Origin of the sequence: Halopiger goleimassiliensis (genome assembly GCF_000455345.1) — an archaeon.
Taxonomy (GTDB): Archaea; Halobacteriota; Halobacteria; order Halobacteriales; family Natrialbaceae; genus Halopiger_A; species Halopiger_A goleimassiliensis.
On record NZ_HG315691.1, the window covers coordinates 153,805 to 176,007 of the forward strand.

At 66.1% G+C, this 22,203-nt stretch carries 19 protein-coding genes and 1 tRNA gene; 6 read left to right on the forward strand and 14 right to left on the reverse strand.

Annotated elements, in window-relative coordinates:
- Nucleotides 1-41: 41 nt before the first annotated feature.
- The 4 genes from TX79_RS15570 to TX79_RS15585 form a co-directional block, all read right to left on the reverse strand.
- Nucleotides 42-335: a DUF7521 family protein gene (locus tag TX79_RS15570; protein ID WP_049928567.1), complete on the reverse strand. Its 294-nt coding sequence runs from the start codon at nt 333-335 to the stop codon at nt 42-44.
- A gap of 67 nt (nt 336-402) precedes the next feature.
- Nucleotides 403-2,826, reverse strand: a complete 2,424-nt coding sequence (locus tag TX79_RS15575) for a heavy metal translocating P-type ATPase (protein WP_049928568.1) — start codon at nt 2,824-2,826, stop codon at nt 403-405.
- Nucleotides 2,827-2,836: 10 nt separating this feature from the next.
- Complete coding sequence (locus tag TX79_RS15580; protein ID WP_081655615.1) at nt 2,837-3,685, reverse strand: sulfite exporter TauE/SafE family protein; 849 nt, start codon at nt 3,683-3,685, stop codon at nt 2,837-2,839.
- A 6-nt stretch (nt 3,686-3,691) separates the two neighbouring features.
- Complete coding sequence (locus TX79_RS15585) at nt 3,692-3,898, reverse strand: hypothetical protein (protein ID WP_049928569.1); 207 nt, start codon at nt 3,896-3,898, stop codon at nt 3,692-3,694.
- A gap of 100 nt (nt 3,899-3,998) precedes the next feature.
- Between TX79_RS15585 and TX79_RS15590 the strand changes: the two genes are divergently transcribed.
- Genes TX79_RS15590 through TX79_RS15605 form a run of 4 tightly spaced genes read left to right on the forward strand, consistent with a single transcriptional unit; the run spans nt 3,999 to nt 7,009 of the window.
- The gene (locus TX79_RS15590) at nt 3,999-4,217 is read left to right on the forward strand and encodes a hypothetical protein (RefSeq protein WP_049928570.1); all 219 of its coding nucleotides are present in this window, start codon (nt 3,999-4,001) and stop codon (nt 4,215-4,217) included.
- On the forward strand, nt 4,214-5,011 hold the full coding sequence (locus tag TX79_RS15595) for a cupredoxin domain-containing protein (RefSeq protein WP_049928571.1): 798 nt from the start codon (nt 4,214-4,216) through the stop codon (nt 5,009-5,011). The genes TX79_RS15590 and TX79_RS15595 overlap by 4 nt, the downstream gene beginning before the upstream one ends.
- Nucleotides 5,004-6,815: a b(o/a)3-type cytochrome-c oxidase subunit 1 gene (locus tag TX79_RS15600; RefSeq protein ID WP_049928572.1), complete on the forward strand. Its 1,812-nt coding sequence runs from the start codon at nt 5,004-5,006 to the stop codon at nt 6,813-6,815. The genes TX79_RS15595 and TX79_RS15600 overlap by 8 nt, the downstream gene beginning before the upstream one ends.
- The gene (locus TX79_RS15605) at nt 6,815-7,009 is read left to right on the forward strand and encodes a hypothetical protein (RefSeq protein WP_049928573.1); all 195 of its coding nucleotides are present in this window, start codon (nt 6,815-6,817) and stop codon (nt 7,007-7,009) included. The genes TX79_RS15600 and TX79_RS15605 overlap by 1 nt, the downstream gene beginning before the upstream one ends.
- Nucleotides 7,010-7,554: 545 nt before the next feature.
- Here the strand turns inward: TX79_RS15605 and TX79_RS15610 are convergent.
- Nucleotides 7,555-7,866, reverse strand: a complete 312-nt coding sequence (locus tag TX79_RS15610) for a DUF7091 family protein (RefSeq protein WP_049928574.1) — start codon at nt 7,864-7,866, stop codon at nt 7,555-7,557.
- A gap of 94 nt (nt 7,867-7,960) precedes the next feature.
- On the opposite strand from TX79_RS15610, the gene TX79_RS15615 reads away from it, so the two are divergent.
- Nucleotides 7,961-8,065: transfer RNA gene (locus tag TX79_RS15615), tRNA-Ile, on the forward strand.
- A 162-nt stretch (nt 8,066-8,227) separates the two neighbouring features.
- On the opposite strand, the gene TX79_RS15620 is transcribed toward TX79_RS15615, so the two are convergent.
- The 8 genes from TX79_RS15620 to TX79_RS15655 all read right to left on the reverse strand — a co-directional run bounded on the left by TX79_RS15620 (nt 8,228) and on the right by TX79_RS15655 (nt 17,113).
- Nucleotides 8,228-9,100 carry a universal stress protein gene (locus TX79_RS15620; protein ID WP_049928575.1) on the reverse strand — a complete coding sequence of 291 codons (873 nt, stop codon included), beginning with the start codon at nt 9,098-9,100 and terminating at the stop codon, nt 8,228-8,230.
- A gap of 33 nt (nt 9,101-9,133) precedes the next feature.
- Entirely contained in the window at nt 9,134-10,417 is a 1,284-nt protein-coding gene (locus TX79_RS15625; RefSeq protein WP_049928576.1) for a cation:proton antiporter domain-containing protein, read from the reverse strand.
- 259 nt (nt 10,418-10,676) lie between these two features.
- Nucleotides 10,677-11,696 carry a lysylphosphatidylglycerol synthase transmembrane domain-containing protein gene (locus TX79_RS15630; RefSeq protein WP_049928577.1) on the reverse strand — a complete coding sequence of 340 codons (1,020 nt, stop codon included), beginning with the start codon at nt 11,694-11,696 and terminating at the stop codon, nt 10,677-10,679.
- A gap of 206 nt (nt 11,697-11,902) precedes the next feature.
- Nucleotides 11,903-12,820, reverse strand: coding sequence for an NAD-dependent epimerase/dehydratase family protein (locus TX79_RS15635; protein WP_049928578.1), 918 nt, complete (start codon nt 12,818-12,820; stop codon nt 11,903-11,905).
- 223 nt (nt 12,821-13,043) lie between these two features.
- Entirely contained in the window at nt 13,044-14,150 is a 1,107-nt protein-coding gene (locus tag TX79_RS15640) for a glycosyltransferase (RefSeq protein WP_049928579.1), read from the reverse strand.
- Entirely contained in the window at nt 14,151-15,149 is a 999-nt protein-coding gene (locus TX79_RS15645; RefSeq protein WP_049928580.1) for a glycosyltransferase family 4 protein, read from the reverse strand.
- 75 nt (nt 15,150-15,224) lie between these two features.
- Complete coding sequence (locus TX79_RS15650; protein WP_049928581.1) at nt 15,225-16,085, reverse strand: hypothetical protein; 861 nt, start codon at nt 16,083-16,085, stop codon at nt 15,225-15,227.
- A gap of 164 nt (nt 16,086-16,249) precedes the next feature.
- Entirely contained in the window at nt 16,250-17,113 is an 864-nt protein-coding gene (locus TX79_RS15655) for a phosphatase PAP2 family protein (RefSeq protein WP_049928582.1), read from the reverse strand.
- 438 nt (nt 17,114-17,551) lie between these two features.
- Here TX79_RS15655 and TX79_RS15660 point away from each other — a divergent pair, with 438 nt between their 5' ends.
- Nucleotides 17,552-20,881 (forward strand): cbb3-type cytochrome c oxidase subunit I, encoded by a 3,330-nt coding sequence (locus tag TX79_RS15660; RefSeq protein WP_049928583.1) that lies wholly within the window; start codon nt 17,552-17,554, stop codon nt 20,879-20,881.
- Between the two features lie 584 nt (nt 20,882-21,465).
- On the opposite strand, the gene TX79_RS15665 is transcribed toward TX79_RS15660, so the two are convergent.
- Nucleotides 21,466-21,741: a PadR family transcriptional regulator gene (locus tag TX79_RS15665; RefSeq protein ID WP_049928584.1), complete on the reverse strand. Its 276-nt coding sequence runs from the start codon at nt 21,739-21,741 to the stop codon at nt 21,466-21,468.
- Nucleotides 21,742-22,203: the final 462 nt, after the last annotated feature.

Genomic DNA, 22,203 nt, shown 5'->3' on the forward strand with positions numbered 1-22,203 from the left:
CGATCGAACGGGAATTCGCCGCTATCGACGACGACCGGCGATCAGGTAACGTACAGCGAGTAGGCGATCACCAGGAAGCCGGCGAGCATCAACAGGCTCTCGAGGAGGATGCCGGTCTGGAGGGCGACGTCCAGCAGTTCGTAGAGGGTCCCCGCGAGGACGAGTCCGAGCGTCACGAGCCCGAACCCGAGCGCCAGCAGTCCCAGCGCCCGCTGTCGCGTGCGGCGGTAGGCGCGGTAGGCCAGCAACGTGATCAGCCCGCCGACGACCAGACTGAGCGTCTTCACGACGGCGAGCGCGATGGAGCTCGGCACTCCGGCGACGTCCGGACTCATAGCTGCTACGTGTCGAATTTCGAGACGACGACCAAGTAATTTGTCGTTTTCGGGAGCCGACGGCCCGTCAGATCGACCGGGCGGAGTTGAGCACGACGAGGAGGCTGCTCGAGCCCATCGCGAGGGCGGCCAGCAGCGGGTTCAACAGGCCGGTGATCGCGAGCGGGATGGCGACGGCGTTGTAGACGAACGCCCAGCCGAGGTTCTGGCGGATCCGACGGTTCGTGCGGCGGGCGATCGCGAGCGTCTCGCTGACGGCCGAAAGGTCGTCGCCGACGATCACCGCGTCCGCGGCGTCGGTCGCGAGTTTCGTCCCGCTGCCCATCGCGATGCCGACGTCTGCCGCCGCGAGCGCCGGCGCGTCGTTGCTCCCGTCGCCGACCATCGCGACCGTCCCGCGGGAGCGAAGTCGCCGGACAGTCTCGGCTTTCCCCTCCGGCGGCACGCCGGCGAACACCTCGTCGACGCCCGCGACGGCGCGGAACCGGTCGGCGGCCGCCCCCTCGTCGCCGGTGAGAACGATCACCTCCCGTCCCTCGCCGAGGGTCGCGACCGCCTCGCGCCAGGACTCCCGCGGGGTATCGCCGACGACGATCACGCCGCGTGCGCGGCCGTCCCAGCCGACCACGACGGGGACGTCCCCGGCCGCTCGAGCCGTCTCGACGCGGGACTCGAGTTCAGCGGGAAGCTTCAGCCCTCGTTCGCGGAGGTAGTCCGGGTGGCCCACGACCACACGGTCGCCGTCGACGACGCCGCTGACGCCGCGACGGTCCCGTTCGAACGCCTCGACCGAGACGTTCGTCGGGGCGTCGTCGCTCGAGTCGCCGTCCCTCGAGCCGTCGTCGGGAAGCGCCTCGACGATGGCGTCGCCGATCGGGTGCGCCGAGAGCGCCTCGACGGCCGCCGCGCGGCGGTGGAGTCGGGCGGCGTCGCTCCTGGGGGCGTGGACGTCGGTGACGGTCATCGCGCCCGTCGTTAGCGTGCCGGTCTTGTCGAGGACGACGACGTCGACGTCCGGCGCATCCTCGAACAGCGTCTCCGCGGCGACGACGATGCCGCGTTTCGCCGCGGCCTGGATCCCGGCGGCAACCGCCAGCGGCGTCGCCAGCCCCAGCGCGCAGGGACAGGAGACGATGACGGCGGTCAACCCGACCAGAAGCGCCGCAGAGAGGGTCGAGCCCGTCGCCAGCAACCCGAGGGTCGCGAGCGCCGCCAGCGAGAGGACGAGCGGCACGAAGACCGTCGCGAGTTTGTCGGCCAGCCGCTGGACGCCCGGCCGCGCGCTCTGGATCGACCAGAGGACGGAGACGAGCCGATCGAGCGTGCTCTCGGCCTCCTCGCCCACCGCGACGACGAGCGGGGCGTCCGTCACCACGGTCCCGCCCCGGACGGGGTCGCCGGGTTCCGTCTCGACCGGTACCGACTCGCCGGTCACGAGCGACTCGTCGACCGCCGCCTGGCCCTCGCACACCTCGCCGTCCAGCGGGACGCGCTCGCCGGGTTTGACGAGCAGGCGGTCACCGGGCGAGACCTCCTCGAGCGGGACGGTCTCGCCGTTCTCGAGGCGCGCTTCGTCGACCTGCTGTTCGGTCAGTTCCGAAAGCAGGCCCGTGGCGCGGCGTTTGATCCGGTCCTCGTAGTAGGCACCGCCGGTGACGACGAGGACGACCGCGACGGTGACGTCGAAGTAGAAGTCGGTCCGTCCGAGGACCATCGCGAGCGTGCTGTAGGCGTAGGCCCCCACTGCGGCGGTCGCGACGAGCAAGTCCATGTTGGGTACGCCCGCCCGCAGGCTAACGACGGCACCCCGAAGAATCGGCCACCCCGTGTAGAAGAGGACGAACGAGGTCATGAGCCAGATGTGGACCGCGACGTAGTAGCCGTCGTACGAACCGAAGTCGGCGACGGGGTCGTACCCGAAGTAGGTCGGATAGAGGAAGACGGCGTACCAGACCATCACCATCATCCCGAAGAGGCCGCCGCCGACCAGGAACTTCACGAGGTCCCGCTCGCCGTCGGCGTCCGCCGTCCCCTCCGTCCCGCGTTCGCTGGCTCGATAGCCATACCCCGAGATGCGTTCGGACACCGCCTCGGCCGACAGCCGGTCCGGATCGTAGACGACGCGCATCGTCTCCGTCGCGTAACTGGCCGCGGCCCCGCGGACGTCGTCGATCGACTCCGCGCGCGCCTCGAGGAACGCCTCGCAGGTCGAACAGTGCATACCGTCGACGTGAACGAACGTCTCCTCGCCGTCGAGTGCATCGAGGTCCTTCGCCTCCTCGTCCGCGCGCGATCGGACGGTCTCACGCTCGACATCGTCGACCGACTCGAGCGTCCGGGCGACCTCGAGACAGCCACGACAGCAGAACCGGCCCTCGAGGTCGCTCCCGACGAAGGGATCGTCCGGGAGCGGGAGGTCACAGAGGGCACAGCCGTCCGCGCTCGAGGAGGGGGTCGCGTCGCGGTCCGGTTCCGGTACTGGTACCGTCATCGCGGATCGGTTACAGCGGCTGGTAGAACGGCAACGGCAGGTGTGGCAGGAAGTCGATGCCGTACAGCATCAGACCGTGCTGGAGCGGTACGTAGCCGAGCACGAGGAAGCCGACGCCGAGCGCCCGGTGGAGGCGAACGCGGGTCTCCGGTTCGATCGAGGAGAGTACGGTGCCGTAGAGGAACAACGTCGGGATCGTCCCGAGACCGAGCGCGGCCAGCGACAGCGCCCCCCGGATCGGGTCGCCCAGCGCGAAGGCGTAGAGGTAGGCCGGATAGATGATCGGACACGGCAACAGCCCGTGGACCGCCCCGAGGGCGACGATTCCCGGTGACCTCGCCAGCCGGTCGACGCGGCTGGCCAGCAGGCCGGAGAGCCACCGGAACAGCGGGCCGACGAGGGGGAGGCCGTGGGGAAGCCCGGCCTGCCCGCGCAGGTAGTAGAGGCCGCTGGCGATGATCGCGACGCCGACCAGGATGCCGACGGCACCGCGGACCGAATTGCCCGTCGCGACGACGGCGTCGGTCGACGTGAACGCGAGACCCCCGAGCAGGCCGAACAGGCCGCCGATCACCGCGTAGCTGGCCGTCCGACCGAGGTTGAACAGCCCGTGCTGGCGGACCTCGAACACGGAGAGGTGGCTCCCCCGACCTCGAGCGCCGTCGCGGTCGGTGGCGGTCATCCGATCGGCGTACGTCGTCACCAGCGGGCCACACATCCCGAGACAGTGGACGCCGGCGAGCAGGCCGACGAGCAGCAGTAGCAGCAGGTCGACGTTCTCGGCGGCGACCGCTGCGGTACTGTGATCGTGCCCGTGCTCGAGTACCGTCAGGGTGACCGCCGCGTCCAGTTCGAGCATAGAGGGTTACGACGCCGCGCCGTTCGTGCCGTGTTCCTCGTGGCCTTCGACGGGAGAAAACGCCACGTACAGGCAGGTCAGGATCAACAGGACGTTGACCGCGGAGACGACGCCAGCGGTCAGCGATCCCTCGAGACCGTACCACGCGAGCGGGAGAATCGCCAGGAGCCCGACCACGAGGAGCCGTCGCGGCGGGAGTTCGTGAAGGTCCATATTGGAACCAGAGTATAGCTGCTACTTAAACGATACAGGATTTCCCACCGTGTTGGAACAGCACCCGACGATAAGATACCGATTATCCCTATGATCGGCTATGAGTTCGACTACAGAACGACAGGTCGACGAACCAGTGGAGGACGAGCTGGTTCGTGAGATCGGCCACGACGAGTACGATCCGATCGGGACGCTCGTGCTCATCGGGTTGTACTTCCTGATTCTGGTCGCAATGTGGTTGTTCATGTACTTCGTCGAATTCCTCGGGAACGGCCCGACGGTCGTCGGCTGGCTCGGAACGGGGGTCGGAGTGGTATGAACGTTCACAGCTACGAGAAACTCTGGCTGGTCGCCGCGATGTTGTTGATCGTCGGCTTCATCGCGACGATCACCTACGGCTCGGTCGGCATCGGCATCGCGATGATCGACGACAGCCAGGAGACGATCGATCCGAACGAGATCTCCGATCACGAGGACTTCGGCGATCCGGGCGTCGAACAGGTCGCCGAGAACGAGTACGAGGCACACGTCGTCGCTCGCTCGTTCGCCTTCCGGCCCGATCCCATCGAAGTGCCCGCGAACAGCGACGTGACGTTCTACGTCACCAGCGGCGACGTCATCCACAGTTTCAGCGTCGTCGGTACCAACGTCAACACGATGGTCATCCCCGGCGAGATCTCCTCGATGACCGTCGAGTTCGACGACCCCGGCGAGTACGGCGTCATCTGCAACGAGTACTGTGGCTCCGGTCACCACGGGATGGAGAGCCAGATCCAGGTCGTCCCGGAGAACGAGTTCGACCTGACCGAACTCGCCGTCGAGGCCGACGAATCGGTCGCGGCCGACGGCGAGGTAACCCTCACCGCCACCGTGACCAACGGCCTCGTCGAGACCCACGAAACTACTCTCGAGGCCGAAATCGGTGACGAGACGCTCGAAGAAGAGGTTACCATCGACGGATCCGACAGCGAAGCGGTGACGCTCACCGTCGACGCCGCGACCCTCGGCGAGGGCGAGCACGACTGGTCCGTGGCCGTCGACGGCGAGACGGAACGCGGCGACGTGACCGTCGGCTCCGACGCCGACACCGACACGGAGGGAAACGATGACTAACGGAACGACCACTCCCTACGTCGACGCGTTCCCGGGCGAAGCGAAACTGATCAAGGCGGCGTTCTGGAGTTCGTTCGCCGCCCTCGCGGTCGGTGCCCTGTTCGGGCTGGTACAGGTGTTACACCGGACGAACGTCTTCCGGTTCATCGACTCGACCGACTACTACACCGTGTTGACCATCCACGGCGTGTTGCTGGCGCTGACGTTCACGATCTTCTTCCTCGTAGGCGTGTTCACGTGGGCGATCACGACTAGCCTCGACCGGCCGCTACCCAGTCGCCGGTTCGCCTGGGGCTGGTACGCCATGATGGTGGTCGGCGTCGTGCTGGCTGCGATCCCCATGTTCGCCGGCTTCGTCGACTCGGTCGAGATGAGCGCCGACGTCCTGTTTACCTTCTACGCGCCGCTCGAGGCCCACCCGCTGTTCTACGTCGGCCTCGCGGTCTTCGTCGTCGGCACGTGGGTCGCCGGCTTCGACTGGATCCGTACCTGGTGGCGCTGGAAGCAGGACAACCCCGACGAGCGGATCCCGCTGCCGGCGTTCATGGTGCTCACGACGACGATCATGTGGTACCTCGCGAGTCTCGGGGTCGCCGTCGCGATCATCTTCTTCATCCTGCCGTGGACGCTCGGCATCGTCGACGGGGTCAACCCGACGCTCACCAGGACGCTGTTCTGGTTCTTCGGCCACCCCGTCGTCTACTTCTGGCTGCTGCCGGCGTACATGATGTGGTACATCATGCTGCCGAAACTCGCGGGCGGCAAACTGTTCAGCGACCCGCTCGCGCGCGTCGTGTTCGTCCTGTTCCTGATCCTCTCGGTGCCGACTGGGATCCACCACCAGTACCTCGATCCCGGCATCGCGGAGGGCTTCAAGTTCATCGCGATGACGAACACGATGTTCCTGCTGCTGCCGAGCCTGCTGACCGCCTTCACCGTCGTCGCGAGCATCGAACACGGCGCTCGCCAGCGCGGCGGCACGGGCTATCTCGGCTGGCTGAAGGCCCTCCCCTGGCGCGACCCGGTCTTCACAGGGATGGCGCTCGCGGGCCTGATGTTCGCCGCCGCCGGCTTCTCCGGCATGATCAACGCCGGGATGAACATCAACTACCTCGTGCACAACACGTTCTGGATCGTCGGCCACTTCCACCTCACCGTCGGCACTGCGGTGGCGCTGACGTTCATGGCCGCCTCCTACTGGTTCATCCCGCAACTGACCGGCAAGGACATCTGGAACCGGACGCTCGGACTGATCCAGGTGCTGCTGTGGTTCGTCGGCATGACGCTGATGTCGAACGCCATGCACCGTGGCGGCCTCTTCAGCATCCCGCGCCGCACCGCCGAACCCCAGTACCAGGACGTCTCCTTCGAGGCCGGCGTCGGCTCCGTCGCCGAACTCGACGCCCAGATCGCCATCGGCGGTACCCTGCTGGCCGTCTCGGTGCTGCTGTTCCTCCTGAATATGGTCCTGACCGTCGTCGGGAGCCGGAGCAGTGCCGTGCCCGGCAACGCCTACGCTGAAGCGCTGTCGGGTCCGGAAGACGCGCCGCTGGTCCTCGACAACCTCAAACTCTGGACGGCCATCGCCGTCGCCCTCGTCGTCTTCGCCTACGCGTTCCCGCTGCTCTCGATCGTCGAGCGCGGCGGCCTGTTCGGCTACGAGTTCAGCGGCTTCCCCCTCAGCGTCGACCTCCTCGTCGACGCGGTGGCGACCGCCGGGAGCGACGTCGCTACGGCGGGCCTCGAGTCGATCCGGAGCGCACTCGCGACGGTACCCTCCCTCATCGCCGAGGTGATGGGCTAGTGCGGCTCTCGCCGGCGGTGTTGCTGGTCGCCATCGCCTTCATCGTCCCCGTCGTAGTCGAGCTCCGGACGGTGCTGGCGTGGTTCGGCGTCGAGGTGACCGTCCTCGAGTCGCTCGCGCTCGGGGCCGCGTTGAGCCTCGGGCTGGTGCTGTACGCCGTCTGGCCCGAATCCGAACCGCACGGTTCGGGGTAGTGGGAGTCGACGCGCTCGGGTTCTGACCCGTTCCGATGTTCCTACTTCCGGGGCAGGATGCCCGTGCTGATCGCGTATATCGGTCGAATAAATATCGGTCCGACACCACCCGTCTTGCTGTGGCGCGCGCTGTCGGCCAGCCGAGCGAAGCGAGGTGCGACCTCCGGGAGCACCTCGAAACGCGAACGGGGAGCAGTGCGACCCGTGAGCGTCTGTGAGGATGGCCGACGAAGCCGTGCGAGGGATGAACGAGCGACTAGTGCGGGACCGAGGTCCCGCATACCATGCGAACGGGCAGAGCGCGGCGCTACGCGCCGCGATGTCGGGGCGGCGCAGCCGCCCCGCCGTGCCCGTGAGCAGACGACGGGAGCGAGTGAATCGGCTGGGGAGGGTGTGGTCACTCCCCGTGTCCACGATAGCAGAACGCTCCGGTCCGTCGCCAGATCTTTCAGCTAACGATTTAGTCAACCAACCGACTCATTAAGGGGGAGTCGAACGCAACGCCGATCTACATCCGAAAACGGTCGTCCCACGCACCGCGAGCGCTACCAGGTTTCGATGCGGCCGTCGTAGGTGTCCTCGAGACAGCCCTCGCAGTCGGGGTGGTCGGCCTCGAAGCAGGCCGGCCGATACTTATCGTCGAGTCTGACGGCCCGGCGTTCGGCGTAGCGGCGGCAGACGATCTTCGCCCGGTCGTTCTCGTCGGTGGGCAGGCTGCGGGCGTGTTTCGCCGCGCGGTAAGCCTCGCGGGCCTCCTCGAGTTGGCCGTCGGCCGACCCGCGTAGCTGTTCGTAGCTCTCGCCCGCCCCCCGAAGCGTCGAACGGACGAACCGCTCGAGTCGACGCTGATCCGACATCGGGGCGAATTTCGGCCGCCGGACACATAGTCTCGTCGCCGGAGGGGCCGGAGAGTAACTGTTAACTACAGTCCCCGTTTTTGACCCGACACGAGGGCCCTTAGCTCAGTCTGGTGAGAGCGCTCGGCTCATATCGGAATCCGGTCATCGGGTTTCGTGGGATACCGAGTGGTCGATGGTTCGAATCCGTCAGGGCCCATGGAGTGCTGCGAACAACTCGCGGGCAGCACGTAATGCTGCACTGACGATTCGAACCCGGGGAGTCGCAGCACGCGAGCGAAGCAAGCGTGACCGTCTCCACAAGGTTCGAATCCTGCAGGGTATAGATCGTCGCGATACGTACGGCGGGTACGTCAGTGACTCAGTCCCCAGCGACGCCGACCGTCAGGACGGGCACCGGTGCCGTTCGAAGCACTCGTTCCGTGGTCGAGCCGAGAAATCGGTCGTCGAGCCCGGTTCGCCCGTGCGTTCCCATCGCTATGAGGTCGGCATCGACGTCGGTCGCGACCGACCGGACCGTCTCCGGCACCGCGCCCGTTTCGACCGTCGTCTCGACCTCGTCGACGCCCGCTTGCCGCACGATCGACGCGTCGTCGGCGACGCGTTCCCGAGCGTCGGCTTTCAGTTGCTCTCGTACCGAGGAGGAGCCGACTGCGACTCCGAGTGCGGGTTCGTCGACGATCGACAGGAGATGCAGCGTCGCGCCGTAGTAGGTCGCGATCTCCGCGGCGACTTCCAGCGCCTGTCGTGCGGTCTCGCTTCCGTCGGTCGGAACGAGAACGTCGTCGTACGGGTGCGGTTGGCTCGCGTCTTCGCCCGTACGAGCCGCCAGGACGGGGATTTCGCACGCGTTCACGACGTGTTCCGTGACGCTCCCGAGGACGTACTTCTCGAGGCTATCGCGGCCGTGGGTCCCCAGTACGACGAGATCGACGAGGTCAGGTGCTGCCGCGTCGACGATCGCCTCTCGCGGATCCCCCTGAACGATATCGTCGGTGACGGGGACGGCCTGCGACGTCGCTCGTTCGCGCGCGTCCGCGAGGACGTCCTCGCCGTCCCGTTCGAGGACGTCGACGACGGAGCCCCCGTACTGCGTGAGACTTGGTTTGTTCGTGTCCGCCACGTACAGCAACTGTATCGTCGCCCCGTGAGTGGCCGCGATCTCGAGGGCGTAGTCGAGCGCGGTAGCCGCCGGCTCGCTGCCGTCGACGGGAACGAGAACGAAATCAAGCATGTGGCACGTTCGGTCAGGAGCCACATAGTAGTATCACCCGTCAGTGAAGACGGAGGAGTGGTCGGTTCCGTCCGACGAGTCCGGTTGCACGCGGTCGATCACGTTCCCGTACAGTTTCGTAGCCGGCGTGGCCATGAGCCCGTGGACGACCACCGAACTCGCGATGACGAGGCTGGCCGTCGTCCAGATGAGTTCGTCCCCGAGTATCCGGTGTGCGACCGTCGCGTAGAACAACGCGGCGATCCCGATCGGACCGAACCACCCTGCAAACAGCGCGTCGCGGTCGCCCTCGACCGACGGGACCACCTGTCGAAACACGAGCATCATCGGCAGTCGTCGCAGGAGTAACACTCCAGCAGCGAGGGCGACGCCCGCCCACCCCAGCGAAACCCACTGGTCGACGGGCAACGCGAGGCCGAAGAACACGAAGATCGGGAACGTAAACAGGCGAAGCACCGTCTCCTGGACCTTCTGCTCGTCGGCTTCGTCGCCCGCGTCCGCGAACTGATTGAACAGCAACCCGGCGACGAAGGCCGCGAGAATGCCGTCGCTTCCCAGCAACTTGACCCCGCCCAGTACGGTGAACGTGAGGGCGACGGTCACGCTCAACAGCGACGTCTCCTCGAGAAAGTCGTGGGTCCGGGACTCGCGTTCGATCCACCCGGCACCGGTGCCGACAACGGCACCGACGAAGATCGCGGCACCGACCTCCCAGAGGAGCGTCGAGAGCAGCCAATCGGTGATCGCCCGTTGGGGCGCGTGTTGGAGGACGAGAAGCGGGAGGAAGACGAGTGGATACGCCAATCCATCGTTGGCCCCCGACTCACCGGTGAGGAGATTTCGGATTGGTGCCGGGATGTACTGCTCCGCCGTGGTACCCGTAACGATCGTCCCGGCGAGAACCGGATCCGTGGGTGTGACGATCGCCCCGATGAGCAGTGCAATCCAGAGCGAAACGTCCAGGAGGAGGTAGACGAGACCGCCGCTTACGATCCACATCCCGACCATTCCGGGGCCGAGAATGGCGGCCATCGATCTCGCGTGCGTCCGAACGTAACACTGGGGGAGCCGGAGCGCAGCGCCCACGACGGCGAGTCCGACGGTCAAGCGGGCGAACTGTTCCAGAATCGTAAACGGATCGCCCCAGTCGGAGAGCCGGATCAGTCCGAGCCCAAGGGGGCCGATAACGATACCCAGTAGCACCGCTGCGAGTGGTTCCGAGAGGAAGTAGACCTTGCCTCGAATCACCCCCGCAACGAGACTCACCACGAGCGTCAATCCGCCGATCGAGAGGAGTGCGATGTTCAGTTCTTGCATGATCTCGGCTCCGGACGGCGGTCGACCAGCTTTCCCGTCCGAAACCACGGCCAGTGGGTTGGTTCCCCGGGTGCTGAGATAGGAGTTCGGCCTGCGAGCGTCGTTCGTTACCGCAGTTTCGACACCGGAGCCCGGATCCCGGCAGCGGTAAGCGGGGCAGGGAGCAAGACGGTATCCGTGCGGGTTCGGCCGGACCTGGCGGCAGCATCTCAGCAGGGTCGGTACGGCGGGTGTGCTCAGCCGAGATAGGCCCGGTCGATCACCGGAGTACGCGGACGCCGAACAGCGATACCGACGTCCCCCCGATGACGATCGGCATCCAGTATACCGCCCCGCGGAAGATGAGGACGGCCGCGGTGACGGCGGAAGCCTCGATTCCTGTGGTCGGAACGAGTAGCGAAACGAACGCGGCTTCGATTCCGCCCAGTCCTCCCGGGAGCGGTGCCGCCCCCGCGACGTTGGCCAGCGGAATCACGAACAACAGGACGGACAGCGGAACGCTGTGACCGAGTGACGCGAACGCCGCGGCGAGTGCGACCGCCTGGAAGAGCCATCCCGCCAACGAGAGGGCGACCGCCGCGAGAAGTCGCCCCCGGTCCGTCCCGATCCGTTCGAGGTTCTCGACGAACCGACGAATGCGATCCGTCACCTCCCCCTCGAGGTCGCCGGTGGCGAACCGGTCGATGCCGAGTCGACTGACGCCGGGAGCGAGGAGGGCCGGAACCCGATCGACGAGGAGCCATCGGTACCGCCAGAGAATCGTGACGACGAGAACGACGGCGCTGACGAGCGCGAACGTGACCCCGACGGTGGCCTCGAGGCGATCACCGACGGTGGCGGTCGTCGCGTAGGAGCCGAGACCGACGAGGAGGAGCGAGAGCGACGGAATCACGTTGAGCACGTCGACGCTCGCGATGCCGGCGAGACCGGTTTCGTAGCGTGAACCGACGAGCTTCGAGACGAGCGCCGCGGCGACCGGTTCGCCCCCCGCCTGACCGAAGGGAGTCACGTTGTTGGCGAAGACAGCCCCGCTATAGACGAGAAACGCCGTACGAAAGGTGAGGGAAACGCCGAGGCCGGCGAGAATCGTCCGGAACATCGAACTCCAGGCGGTCAGCCAACACAGCGCGAACGCGAACGTCACGACGACCGGAACCGGTCGCGCCGAGGCCAGCGACGCGACGACGCGGTCGGCCCCGACGAGCGTCAGCAGGACCACGAAGACGGCGATCGCTCCGAACACGCCGAGATAGAATGCGTTCCGTTCTCTGCCGCCCATACAGGCGAAGACGTATCGACCGACTTGAAACGTCTGATCGTGCCTGCTCCGTCCAGTACGGGCACGGAATCCGATCGCTGGCCCGATGCCGGCGCTCCGGGGAGCGATCCGACCGAGCCGGTCACCACAGCGAGCGTTCCGAAGCGAACCCCGTACCGACTGCCCGACGCCGCCGGAAACGAGCGGCGCTACGCCCGCGGCGTCGGCTATCGGTACGGTTCGCAGACGCGCTCGATACCCTCCTCGAGCGAGATCCGGGGGTTCCACCCCGTCGCAGCACGGAACTTCGAAGCGTCCGCGCACGTGTCGTGGACGTACACCGATTCGGGAATCGGATTGTCGACGTAGCTCGGATCGACGTCGGTCCCCAGTTCGCGATTCAGTAGTTCGACCACGCGATTGAACGAGTGGCGGTCACCGGTACCGACGTTGTAGACGCCGGTCAACTCGTGGTCGGCCGTCAGAATCATCGCCCGGACGACGTCGTCGACGTGGGTGAAATCCCGCGTTTGCGTACCGTCACCGTACAGTTTCGGTGACCGACCGTTCGCCACGTCGTCGGCGAACTGAGCGATGACGTTCGCGTACTCCCCTTTGTGTGACTCGGCCCCGTCGTAGCCCTGGTAGACCGAAAAGAAGCGGAGCCCGGCCAGCGAGAGGCCGTAGTGATTCGCGAAGTACTCGGCGTATCGCTCGCGGGCGAGTTTCGACGCCTCGTAGCCGGTGCTTGCCGTCACGTCGACGTCTTCGGCCGTTGGCTCCGTACAGGTGCCGTAGACCGACGACGTCGACGCGAAGACGATCGTCTCGCAGCCGGCCTCCCGGGCCTGCTCGACGACGTTCACGAACCCCTCGACGTTCACCCTCGCACCTCTCGCGGCATCCGCTTCGTGCATCGCGTACGACGAGAGCGCGGCGAGGTGAAACACGACGTCGACGTCGGTCGGTAAGTCGTCCTCGAGGACGCTCGCGTCGACGAACTCGACGGCATCGGAGAGGTTCTCCGGTGTGCCGAGATAACAGTCGTCGACGACGGTCACGTCGTTCTCGTTCGCGAGCCGGTTCGCTAGGTTCGAACCGATAAATCCCGCACCGCCGGTGATCAGGACGCGAGCGTCGTTCATCGTCGACAGAGGCCGTGATTCGCTAACGGGGGCTGTCTCTGCGGACGATACTCCATCGGATCAGTTACCGTACGGTAGTGTTCTGAGATCATACGATAGTTGGCACTGCTCGCGAACGAACGCGAGTACGATTCCGCACGCGGCCGTCGCCCCGTCCTCGCTGTGCGTCGCAGTGGGAAGCGATCGACGACGGATCGACGGCGGCCGGGTCGGGACAGCATCGTCAATCCGACGACTCCAGGGAGTCCGTGCCGAACCCCCACTCGTCGTCCACTGCCGTCGGCACCGAGTCGACCGAGGACCTGACCGTCCGATAGAGGAGAGTCAGGTGCTCGAGCGTTCGCTCGACGGAGTACGGTTCGACGGCCGCCCGCGTGTCGCGAGTCGTCTCGAGGCAGGTTTCGATGCAGTCGACCATCGCCTCGAGGTCGCCGTACGCGAAGCGTTCGCCGTTGCCGGCACCGATCGTCTGGTCGAACGGCGGGACGTCGGCCGCGGCGACGGGCGTGCCACACGCATTGGCCTCGAGCGTCGAGAGACCGAGGGTGTCGGCGGTCGAGGCGGTGACGAAGACGTCGATGGAGGAGTAGAAGATCGGTAACTCCTCGCGCGGGAGGAACCCCCTGATCTCGACGTTCTCGGGGGCGTCCCGCTCGAGGCGGTCGCGATAGGGGCCGTCGCCGACGATGACGAAGTCGTACGCGGGCAGTTCCTCGGCCGCACGAAGGATCTCGTCGACGTTTTTCTCCATGCTGAGACGCCCGCTGTAGCCGATCACTGGCCGGTCCGGGTACCAGTCCTCCCCGGTCGGCCGGAAGAACTCCATGTCGATGCCGACCGGCAGCGGGACGTGTTCGACGTTCCGGTCGATACGGTTCGTCGATGCCGTGACGACGTCGAAACTCCGGAGGAAGGCGTTCTCCATCGGGACGTACAGTTTGCCGAGGGCGTTGGCGACCGACTCGAACGTCACGCTCTGGTGGAAGTACTCCTCGATCGGCGTGTGGTGCGTGTACACCGCTGGCAGGTCGTGTTTCCGCGCGTAGTACCGTCCCAGGACGCCGACCGGTGCCGGTCCGTGACAGTGGACGACGTCCAGGTCCGGAAGCGTCGACGGCCGCCTGAACAACGGGATGCGATAGCCGGCGTAGAACGGGTTCGGAACCGATTTGACGGGGAGTTCCCGCTCACCCGGTTCGTAGTCGCCGTCCGGGTAGACGACGTACACCTCGTGTCCGTGGCGTTCTAACTCCTCGCGCCAGAGGTCGATCGTATACGTTACACCGTCGATTTCGGGGAAGTAACTGTCAGTGAAGAAGCCGATTTGCATTCAGACCACCTCCTCGTACAGCGTCCGGTACTGGTTCGCGACCGCCTCGAGCGAGAACGCCTCGCTCCGTTCGGCCGCGTTCGATCCGAGTCGTCGCCGGAGGTCGGGGTCGGTCAGTCGTTCCAGGGCGTCGACGAACGCCTCGACGTCCGATCCGTCCGTCTCCGACGGGTCGACCTTCAGACAGTCCTCGCCGTCCTCGAGCCACGAGAACGTCTCGATGTCGCGGACGAGGATCGGTTTGCCGGCGGCCATCGCTTCCAGGAGCGCGATCCCTTCGTTCTCCTCGTGGGTGGGAAAGCAGAAGACGTCACCCGCCGCGTACGCACCGCGAACGTCGTCGACGTATCCGGTGAACGTACAGTTCTCGGGGGACTCCTCGATCAAGCGCGTCGTCTCCCGCCCCTTCAACGAGAGGTCCAGCGGACCGAACCACGCGAAATCGAGGTCGGGCAATCGACGGGCCAGTTCGACGAACGTCTCCAGTCCCTTCCGCTTGATGACGTGCCCGACGAGAAAGACCGTCGGCGGCTCGAGGTCGTAGCGCTCGCGGTACTCGGCCTCGAGCGACTCCAGGCCCGCGAGTTTCTCGCAGTCGACGCCGTTCGAGATGACGGTCGTCGGCACGTCGGTGTAGGACTCGATCAGCCCGCGGTTGTACTCGGACGGACAGACCAGCGCGTCGGCCAGTCCGTAGGCCCGCTCGAGGTAGGGTCTCAGCGGTTTCGCCAGGGCGTTGGTGAACCGGAAGCTGTCCCCGAAGTCCTCCGCGGTGACGTGGGTGTGGGCGACGACGGGAACGCCGCGCGAACGGGCACGCTTCGCGTACCAGACCGAGCGCGGCCCCATCAGGTTGCAGTGGAGAACGTCGGCCTCGAGCGACGGCTCGGTCGTGTACTCGATCCCCAGTCGGTTCAGCATCTTCCGCTGGTGAGCGACGGACTCGCGGATGCCGCCGGTGACGTGCGCCTCGAACTCGAAGTAGTGGCTGATCTTCATCCCGAACCCCTTACCGCTGTATCCGATTCCGGCACATCGACTGGACTGGACGCCGTTTCACGGCGTTCTCGAGGGTTACTCGACTTCGAGCCACGGCACCTCCATGAGCGGCGGAATGTACGTCTCGATGTGGTGTTCCCAGACCCCTTCCTCGCCGAAGGCTTCGCCGTGGTCTGCGGTCACGACGACCGTCCCGTCCAGTTCCGGAAGCAGGTCTGTGACTTCCTCGAGCACGATCCGGAGGTTCTCCTCGTAAAGTTCGAGTGCAGCCTCGCGAGTGCCGTTCGTGACGAGCTCCTTGGGATCGAGTTCGAGCCAGAGTCCCGCCTTCTGGGCGAGTTCGCTCCCCTCGAGCGTGCTCTCGACTTTCGGTCTGATCGAGTCGCCGAGCGACGAGAGCCGTCCGCCATCCCCGTCGGTCGCCGTAGCGGACTCCTCCTGGCGTCGAATCCCCTTCTGAATCTGCTTGAGCTTCTGGCCTTTCCCGCGCGCGAGATACGGTGCGTGGGGCTGCATGTAATGAAGGACCGTCCGATCGGCCCGTTCGGCCGCCTCGCGGTGTTCGCGAAACGCCTCCGCCAGGCTCTCTGGGGGAACCGTTCCGAGCTCGTCGTCCCACCCGGTCTTCCAGACGTCGAAGACCTCACTGATGTGATCCGACGCCGCCCACTCGTAATCGCAACTGGCCCCCCACTTGAGTTCGTTCAACGGAATCCCGAGGTCGTTGATGAAGGGATTCCCCGAGAAGTACGCGATGTCGTGCTCCCCGGTGAACGTCCGGTAGGCCCACTCCGGCGTCGATGATCCGTTGGTTCGACGCTTCTCCAACGTTCCGTCGAGGTAGTCGTCGTACACGGACTCGAAGACGTCGTACCGGCACGCATCCAGTACCAGACAGTAGTCCCAGTCCGATTCGAGAAACCGGTGGTCCTCCATCGATCGGCTGATGGTAGTGATTGGATTGTTGTAGTTTTATTGGTGACTGACAGTCACGATCGCTGTCGTATCGACGATGCGACCGGCCACGGTCCGTAGCCGGTACCAGCAGTCTCGAGACGCTCGAGTTCGAACGCGGACTCCGCGTACTGCCCGGACGACGGTCAGTCGTCGAGATCCGTACTCGAGGAGATACCGTCTTCGGTCCCGTCGACCGCGGCATCTCTTCCCGCTGGCCGCTCGATCCAATCGACGAGTCGATGTGCAACGATGACGCTCCAGACCGCGAGGACGACGCCGGCGACGACGTCGACGGCCCAGTGGATCCCCAGGTACATCGTCGAGAAGACGACGCTGACCGCAACGAACGCCGAGATCGGAAGCCACCGGGGCAGGTGTCGTCTGGACTGCCACGCCAGCAGCACTACGACGACCGCCAGCGACGTGTGCAAGGACGGAAAGACGTCCGTGTTGGACGAGACTGCCGCCGTAAGCGATTGCGTCTGTGGATACGCGTCGTACATCAGCCCGTCGACCGACGCCAGGTGGATCCGCGGTCCGTAGGCGATAAATAACGTGTAGCAGATCGAGCCGACCACGTAGTTGAGGAGATACGCGACGAGCAGTTTCTTGAGGGAGTGGCGTGCGCCCACGAAAAAGTAGAGGACCGGAGCCGTCACGAGCAGGTACGGGAACCCGAACATGTACATCACGGTGAAGAACTCGAGCGTCACCTCCGGCACGACGCGCTGCACGGCCGCGACGAGCGCTCCCTCGACGGCGAAGATTTCACTCGTGATGTCCCAGTCGAGCGCGTGTGAGATCCGAAGACTGTACCCATGCGTCGCGCGTTTTGCAACGAAAAACAGCAATGCGGCGGCGACGTACGGAGCAGCGTCGAGGAAGTGAGCTTTGAAGTCAGCCACCGTTCGCTGGATATCGATTCGCTCGAGACAGATCCAACAGGTGCTAACGAGACCGATACAAACTGCAACCGACGTGATCAGGAGGACAGGTCCAAGCGCCATCGGTTCACGAGGGTGATCGCAGATTTGCCGCGAGATCCATAGACGGATCGTCGCGGCGACGGTTCCGTACGGCAACTGCACACCCGCATACTATTATGGCTGTTGATTGTCACGTAAGTCGGTACGATCGAGCAAATCGGCCCGTAAACGGATGGTATAGCGGGTCCACCGAACGGACGACCGCTCAGAGCGAGCGCCGAGCGACCCCGAGCAAGGCCGGAGTACGAATCGGATTGGCCGTCCCGTCCGGAACCGGGCCGACGTTCGAACTGGACTCCGATCGATCCCGGCGATCGACCGCTCCACCTTCTGGATCGTTCGAACGGTCGAGCCGGTGAACCGAATGCCGGGACGCCCACCGGTTCCGCACCCGTTCCTCCCTTGCAGTTGCCGCGTCGGTCACTATAGCACGAGCCCTGTGTGATAAAAACGTCATTTATGGCTGTCAGGAGACTGCTAGCGACGGTCGAGGAGTTCGAGGCCGGCGGCCGACGGGCGGTCGCGTCCGTCGCCGATCGGCTCGAAAGCGTCGAGGACTGCGTCGACCGCGTCCGCGAGGCCGACGGCGACGCCCGCTCGCAACGCCTTCGAGACGCGTCAGTCGAGGCCCTCTCGAGCCGGGCACGGGCGGCCGTGACCGACCGGGCGAGCGAGACGCTCGAATCGGTGCTCGCCGACCGACTCGCGGACACCGACCTCAAGGCATCCGTCGACGAGGTGACCGACCGGGGACTCGAGGCGTTCCTGCGACGGTACCGGCTCGACGAGACGCGACTGGACGAGCACACTCTCGAGACGATTCGCGAGGCCGTCGCCGCCGAACTCGGCACGGAGGCGGCGGACCGACTCGAGGAACTGCTCGAGGAGGGGGCGCTCGACGACGAGAACGGCTCGTACGCCGACGCGGCCGACGAACTGGCCGGGACGTCCGACGAGGGATCGGCCGCTCCGACGGAGGCCGAAAGCGACGACCCCGCCACCAATCCCCTCGTGGACGCGGTCGCCGGGTTCCGAGCGGCCCTCGACCTCGAGTCGGAGTCGCCCACGGAACTGCTCGGGGCGATCCGCGAGCGGGACGCGGTCGCGGTCGGCCACGCGGTCGAACGTGCGCTCGAGGAGGCGAAGACGGGACTCGAGGCCGCGTCGGCGGACGACCGCGATGCGGCGCTCGAGACCGCGGATTCGCTCGAGAGGAGCGCGAGCGACGGATCGGACGCCCCTGGCGCGTCCCTGTATCGACGGGCTGGTGGACCGATCACGCCGGACGCGTCGGGCGAGACGACGCGGGCGATCGTCGCGGCCGCGGCTGTCGCCCTGCTCGCGCGCTCCGAGACGGGACCGGCCGACGGCTCGCTCGTCCGTGCGCTGCCGGCGCTGGCGTCGACGGTCGCGGGCGGCGACGCGGGGGCGACCGCGCGGACGGCCCTCGACCTCGTCGGCGAACTGCTGCTGTCGACGGAGAGTCTCGACCTCTCGACGTTCGGTTCGAGGTCGAAAGGGTCGAAAGCGCTCGTGGCGCTGTTCGTCGCCAATCTCGTCGCGATGGGGGTCGGAGCCTGGCTCTCCCACCGGAAGGCTCCGCCGATCCCCGACGAGATCCGCGGCCCCGACGGCGACCCCATCGTCACCGCGGAGCAGGTCCGCCTGGGCAAGAAGGCCTTCCAGGCCAACGGACTGATGAACCACGGCTCGGTCCTCGGTAACGGCTCGTACTTCGGGGCCGACCTCACCGCCGACGCCCTCGAGCGAAAAGCCGCGTTCATGCGGGACTACTACGCCCGCGAGCGCGGGGCGGGCGCGTTCGACGACCTCGAGGCGGGCGCGCAGGCGGCCGTCGAGGAACGGGTCGAACGGGAACTCGACGCCGACGCGCCCGAGGGAGCGGTCGCGACCTACTCGGCGGCGGAGGCCGACGCACACCGGCGGATCCGCGAGGAGTACGTCGACCGCTACTACGGCGGCGCGCCGGAGCGAGGGGTCCCGCAGGGGTTCGTCGACTCGGCCGAGCAAGCCGCCCGGATCGCCGACTTCGCGCTGTGGACCGCGTGGATGTCCCACACCAACCGGCCCGAATCCGATCACTCCTACACGAACGACTGGCCGTACGTCCCCGCGGCGGGCAACCGGCCGACCGGCCAGGTGCTCGTCTGGAGCACGATCAGCGTCGTCCTGCTGATCGCCGGCGGCGGCGCGGGCGTCTGGGCCTACCACGCGTACGATTTCGCCGAGCCGACGACCGAACTCGTCGACGTCCCCTCGCCCGATTCGGTCTCGATCACGCCGACCCAGTACGCCGCGGCGTGGTACGTGCCCGTCGCTGGCGGACTCTTTCTCGCACAGGCACTCGTGGGCGCGTTGCTGGCCCACTACTACGTCGAGCGCACCGGCTTCTACGGCATCGGCGACGCACTTGGGATCGACGTCGTCTCCCTGCTTCCCTTCTCCATCGGCCGCACCTGGCACGTCAACCTCGCCGTCCTCTGGATCACGACGCTGTGGCTCGCCGGCGGGCTCTTCCTGCCGGGGCTGTTCACCGACAGCGATCCGCCCTGGCAGGCCGCGGCCGCGACGCTCCTCCTGGGGGCGCTCGTGGTCTCGACGGTCGGCGCGTTCGCCGGCGTCTGGCTCGGCATGCAGGGGAAACTCGGCTCGCCCGACGAGAGCGACCGCTGGTGGTGGTTCGGCGCGGAGGGACTCGAGTACTTGGAGACCGGCCGGGTCTGGAAGGTCGGCCTGCTGGGCGCGCTCGTCGGCTGGACCGGGCTCGTGCTCCGGAGCGTCCGGCGACTCGACGAACCGCCGACCGGCCTCGGCCACTTCATGACCTACGCCGGCGGGTCGATCGCGCTGATGTTCGGTGCGAGCATGCTCTACACGCCGGAGACGAATATGGCGGTGACGGAGTTCTGGCGCTGGTGGGTCGTCCACATGTGGGTCGAGGGCGTCTTCGAGTTCTTCGTCACCGCCGTGGTCTCGGTCGCGCTGGTCTCGATGGACCTCCTCGAGCAGGCCGACGCCGAGCGAGCGATCCTCTTCGAAGTCTTTGCGATCATGGCCGCCGGCATCGTCGGCGTCTCCCACCACTACTGGTGGGTCGGCCTCCCGGACGTCTGGGTCCCCATCGGGACGACCTTCTCGACGCTCGAGTTCGTCCCGCTGATCTTCGTCCTCTACCGGAGTTTCGGCGAGTACCGCACGCTACAGGCCCAGGGCGAGTCGTTCCCCTACACGCTGCCGCTGCTGTTTATCGTCGGCTCGAGCGTCTGGAACTTCGTCGGCGGCGGGGTGCTGGGCTTCTTCGTCAACCTGCCGGTGATCAACTACTTCGAACACGGCACCTACCTCACCGTCGCTCACGCGCACACGGCGACGTTCGGCGCGTTCGGCCTGCTCGCCCTCGGGCTGGGGACGTACGTGCTCCGAGTCGTCACCCCCGAGGAGGCGTGGAACCCGACCTGGTTCCGCGGGGCGTTCTGGCTGACCAACGTCGGCCTCACGGTGATGACCGTCGCCTCCTTGCTCCCGATCGGCTTCCGACAGTTGCAGGCGGCCTACCAGGAGGGGTACGCGACCGCGCGGAGCCTCGCGTTCTACGAACGCGACGACATCCAGACGCTGCTGTGGGCGCGAACCCTCGGCGATACGCCGATGATCCTCGGCGCGCTCGCGTTTACCGTCGGTGCCGTGCGTCACCTCTGGACCGCCCGCGGCCGCCCGCTCGAGGGCGAGCCGAGAAGCGACGGCTGGCTCGCGCTCGGCCCGTCCTGACGCGGGCTTCCTCGCTTCCGGACCGCGAGAAAGAGGGCTGTATCTGGGCCGAATGAATCGATCAGTACAGGCTGTGTAGTTACCGGTTCGTATCTGGCCAACTGCGTGCGGTGGCGCGCGCTGTCGGCCAGCCGAACGACCGTGAGGCTGGCCGTCAAGGCCGCGCGAGGGATGAACGAGCGACCGGAGGGAGCGAGTGAATCGGCTGGGGAGTGCGAGGCGCGAACGGAGTGAGCGCCTCGAAATGCGAACGGGGAACGGAGTGACCCGTGAGCGGCGTGGCCACTCCCCGTGTCCACGATAGCAGGACGCTTCGTTTCGTTGTCCTTCGTTCGAACTCACCGTTCAGTTCGCACATCTAGTCAACGGATCAAACAGTCCGAACGGGACGAACGGGACGTCGTGCAAACTCACTCCGATACTCGTCACACCGAGAAGATCGATCGCGAGTGCGGCTCGCAGCACTCGCGATCCTACCGGCTCCCATCGCGGTGCAGGACGAGCGGTCGGCTCCGGACAGACGGGGCGCTCTGCGCCCGCCAGCGGGCACGATCGAGGGTCGATCGCCTCGAGCCGGACTCGAGCTAGACGTCGACGTACTGGCGCTCCCACTCGCGGCGCTGTTCGATCGCCTCGAGGCCGTCGTCGGTGATGGCGTAGTAGTTCGTCCGACGGTCGAGCTGGCCCTTCTCGACGAGTTCCTTGTTGACGAGCGTATCGAGGTTTGGGTACAGCCGGCCGTGGTTGATCTCGGAGCTGTAGTAGCCTTCGATCTCCTCCTTGACGTCCTGGCCCGAGGGTTGGTCGGCTCCAGCGATCACGTACAACAGATCCCGCTGAAACCCGGTCAGATCGTCCATGTTTCACCCATGTGATCACACCAAGCGACCGACTATTTGTTATCTATCGCGTATCACTCCCGCTGAGAGCGTTTCAGGCGTCCAATACGCTGTTGAGCCATCGGTTACTTTACGCGGAGTTCGAGCCATCCGGACTACATGACATATCACTGACCACGGATCGACTGGCGGTTTTTCGGACGACCGTTCGTTTTTCCGACCCGCTCAGAGCGTTCCACTTCTAACCTAACCCGGTCGTCAGCCAGCAATCAGGCACCGATATTCGGAACCATCCCCCATTCGGTCAATAGTGTAGATGCCCCACGGTAGCTCGTTCCACGAAAGGACACCCAACGAGCGTCGGACCACGCGCCGTATCGCCCGCATTGGCGCGCCAACGCCGTCAGCTCGGGGATCCGTACTGTGCTCGGTCGTCGGGCAAGCCCTCGAGTGGCGAGGACGGCCGGTCGGGTCACGCGGTTC

Excerpts from the sequence above, each read along its gene's own strand:
- TX79_RS15645 (WP_049928580.1), bottom strand. The coding sequence starts at position 15,149 with ATGAAGATCAGCCACTACTTCGAGTTCGAGGCGCACGTCACCGGCGGC.
- TX79_RS15595 (WP_049928571.1), top strand. The coding sequence starts at position 4,214 with ATGAACGTTCACAGCTACGAGAAACTCTGGCTGGTCGCCGCGATGTTG.
- TX79_RS15590 (WP_049928570.1), top strand. The coding sequence starts at position 3,999 with ATGAGTTCGACTACAGAACGACAGGTCGACGAACCAGTGGAGGACGAG.
- TX79_RS15630 (WP_049928577.1), bottom strand. The coding sequence starts at position 11,696 with ATGGGCGGCAGAGAACGGAACGCATTCTATCTCGGCGTGTTCGGAGCG.
- TX79_RS15610 (WP_049928574.1), bottom strand. The coding sequence starts at position 7,866 with ATGTCGGATCAGCGTCGACTCGAGCGGTTCGTCCGTTCGACGCTTCGG.
- TX79_RS15585 (WP_049928569.1), bottom strand. The coding sequence starts at position 3,898 with ATGGACCTTCACGAACTCCCGCCGCGACGGCTCCTCGTGGTCGGGCTC.
- TX79_RS15600 (WP_049928572.1), top strand. The coding sequence starts at position 5,004 with ATGACTAACGGAACGACCACTCCCTACGTCGACGCGTTCCCGGGCGAA.
- TX79_RS15625 (WP_049928576.1), bottom strand. The coding sequence starts at position 10,417 with ATGCAAGAACTGAACATCGCACTCCTCTCGATCGGCGGATTGACGCTC.
- TX79_RS15580 (WP_081655615.1), bottom strand. The coding sequence starts at position 3,685 with ATGCTCGAACTGGACGCGGCGGTCACCCTGACGGTACTCGAGCACGGG.
- TX79_RS15635 (WP_049928578.1), bottom strand. The coding sequence starts at position 12,820 with ATGAACGACGCTCGCGTCCTGATCACCGGCGGTGCGGGATTTATCGGT.
- TX79_RS15640 (WP_049928579.1), bottom strand. The coding sequence starts at position 14,150 with ATGCAAATCGGCTTCTTCACTGACAGTTACTTCCCCGAAATCGACGGT.
- TX79_RS15650 (WP_049928581.1), bottom strand. The coding sequence starts at position 16,085 with ATGGAGGACCACCGGTTTCTCGAATCGGACTGGGACTACTGTCTGGTA.
- TX79_RS15570 (WP_049928567.1), bottom strand. The coding sequence starts at position 335 with ATGAGTCCGGACGTCGCCGGAGTGCCGAGCTCCATCGCGCTCGCCGTC.
- TX79_RS15655 (WP_049928582.1), bottom strand. The coding sequence starts at position 17,113 with ATGGCGCTTGGACCTGTCCTCCTGATCACGTCGGTTGCAGTTTGTATC.
- TX79_RS15620 (WP_049928575.1), bottom strand. The coding sequence starts at position 9,100 with ATGCTTGATTTCGTTCTCGTTCCCGTCGACGGCAGCGAGCCGGCGGCT.
- TX79_RS15575 (WP_049928568.1), bottom strand. The coding sequence starts at position 2,826 with ATGACGGTACCAGTACCGGAACCGGACCGCGACGCGACCCCCTCCTCG.
- TX79_RS15660 (WP_049928583.1), top strand. The coding sequence starts at position 17,552 with ATGGCTGTCAGGAGACTGCTAGCGACGGTCGAGGAGTTCGAGGCCGGC.
- TX79_RS15665 (WP_049928584.1), bottom strand. The coding sequence starts at position 21,741 with ATGGACGATCTGACCGGGTTTCAGCGGGATCTGTTGTACGTGATCGCT.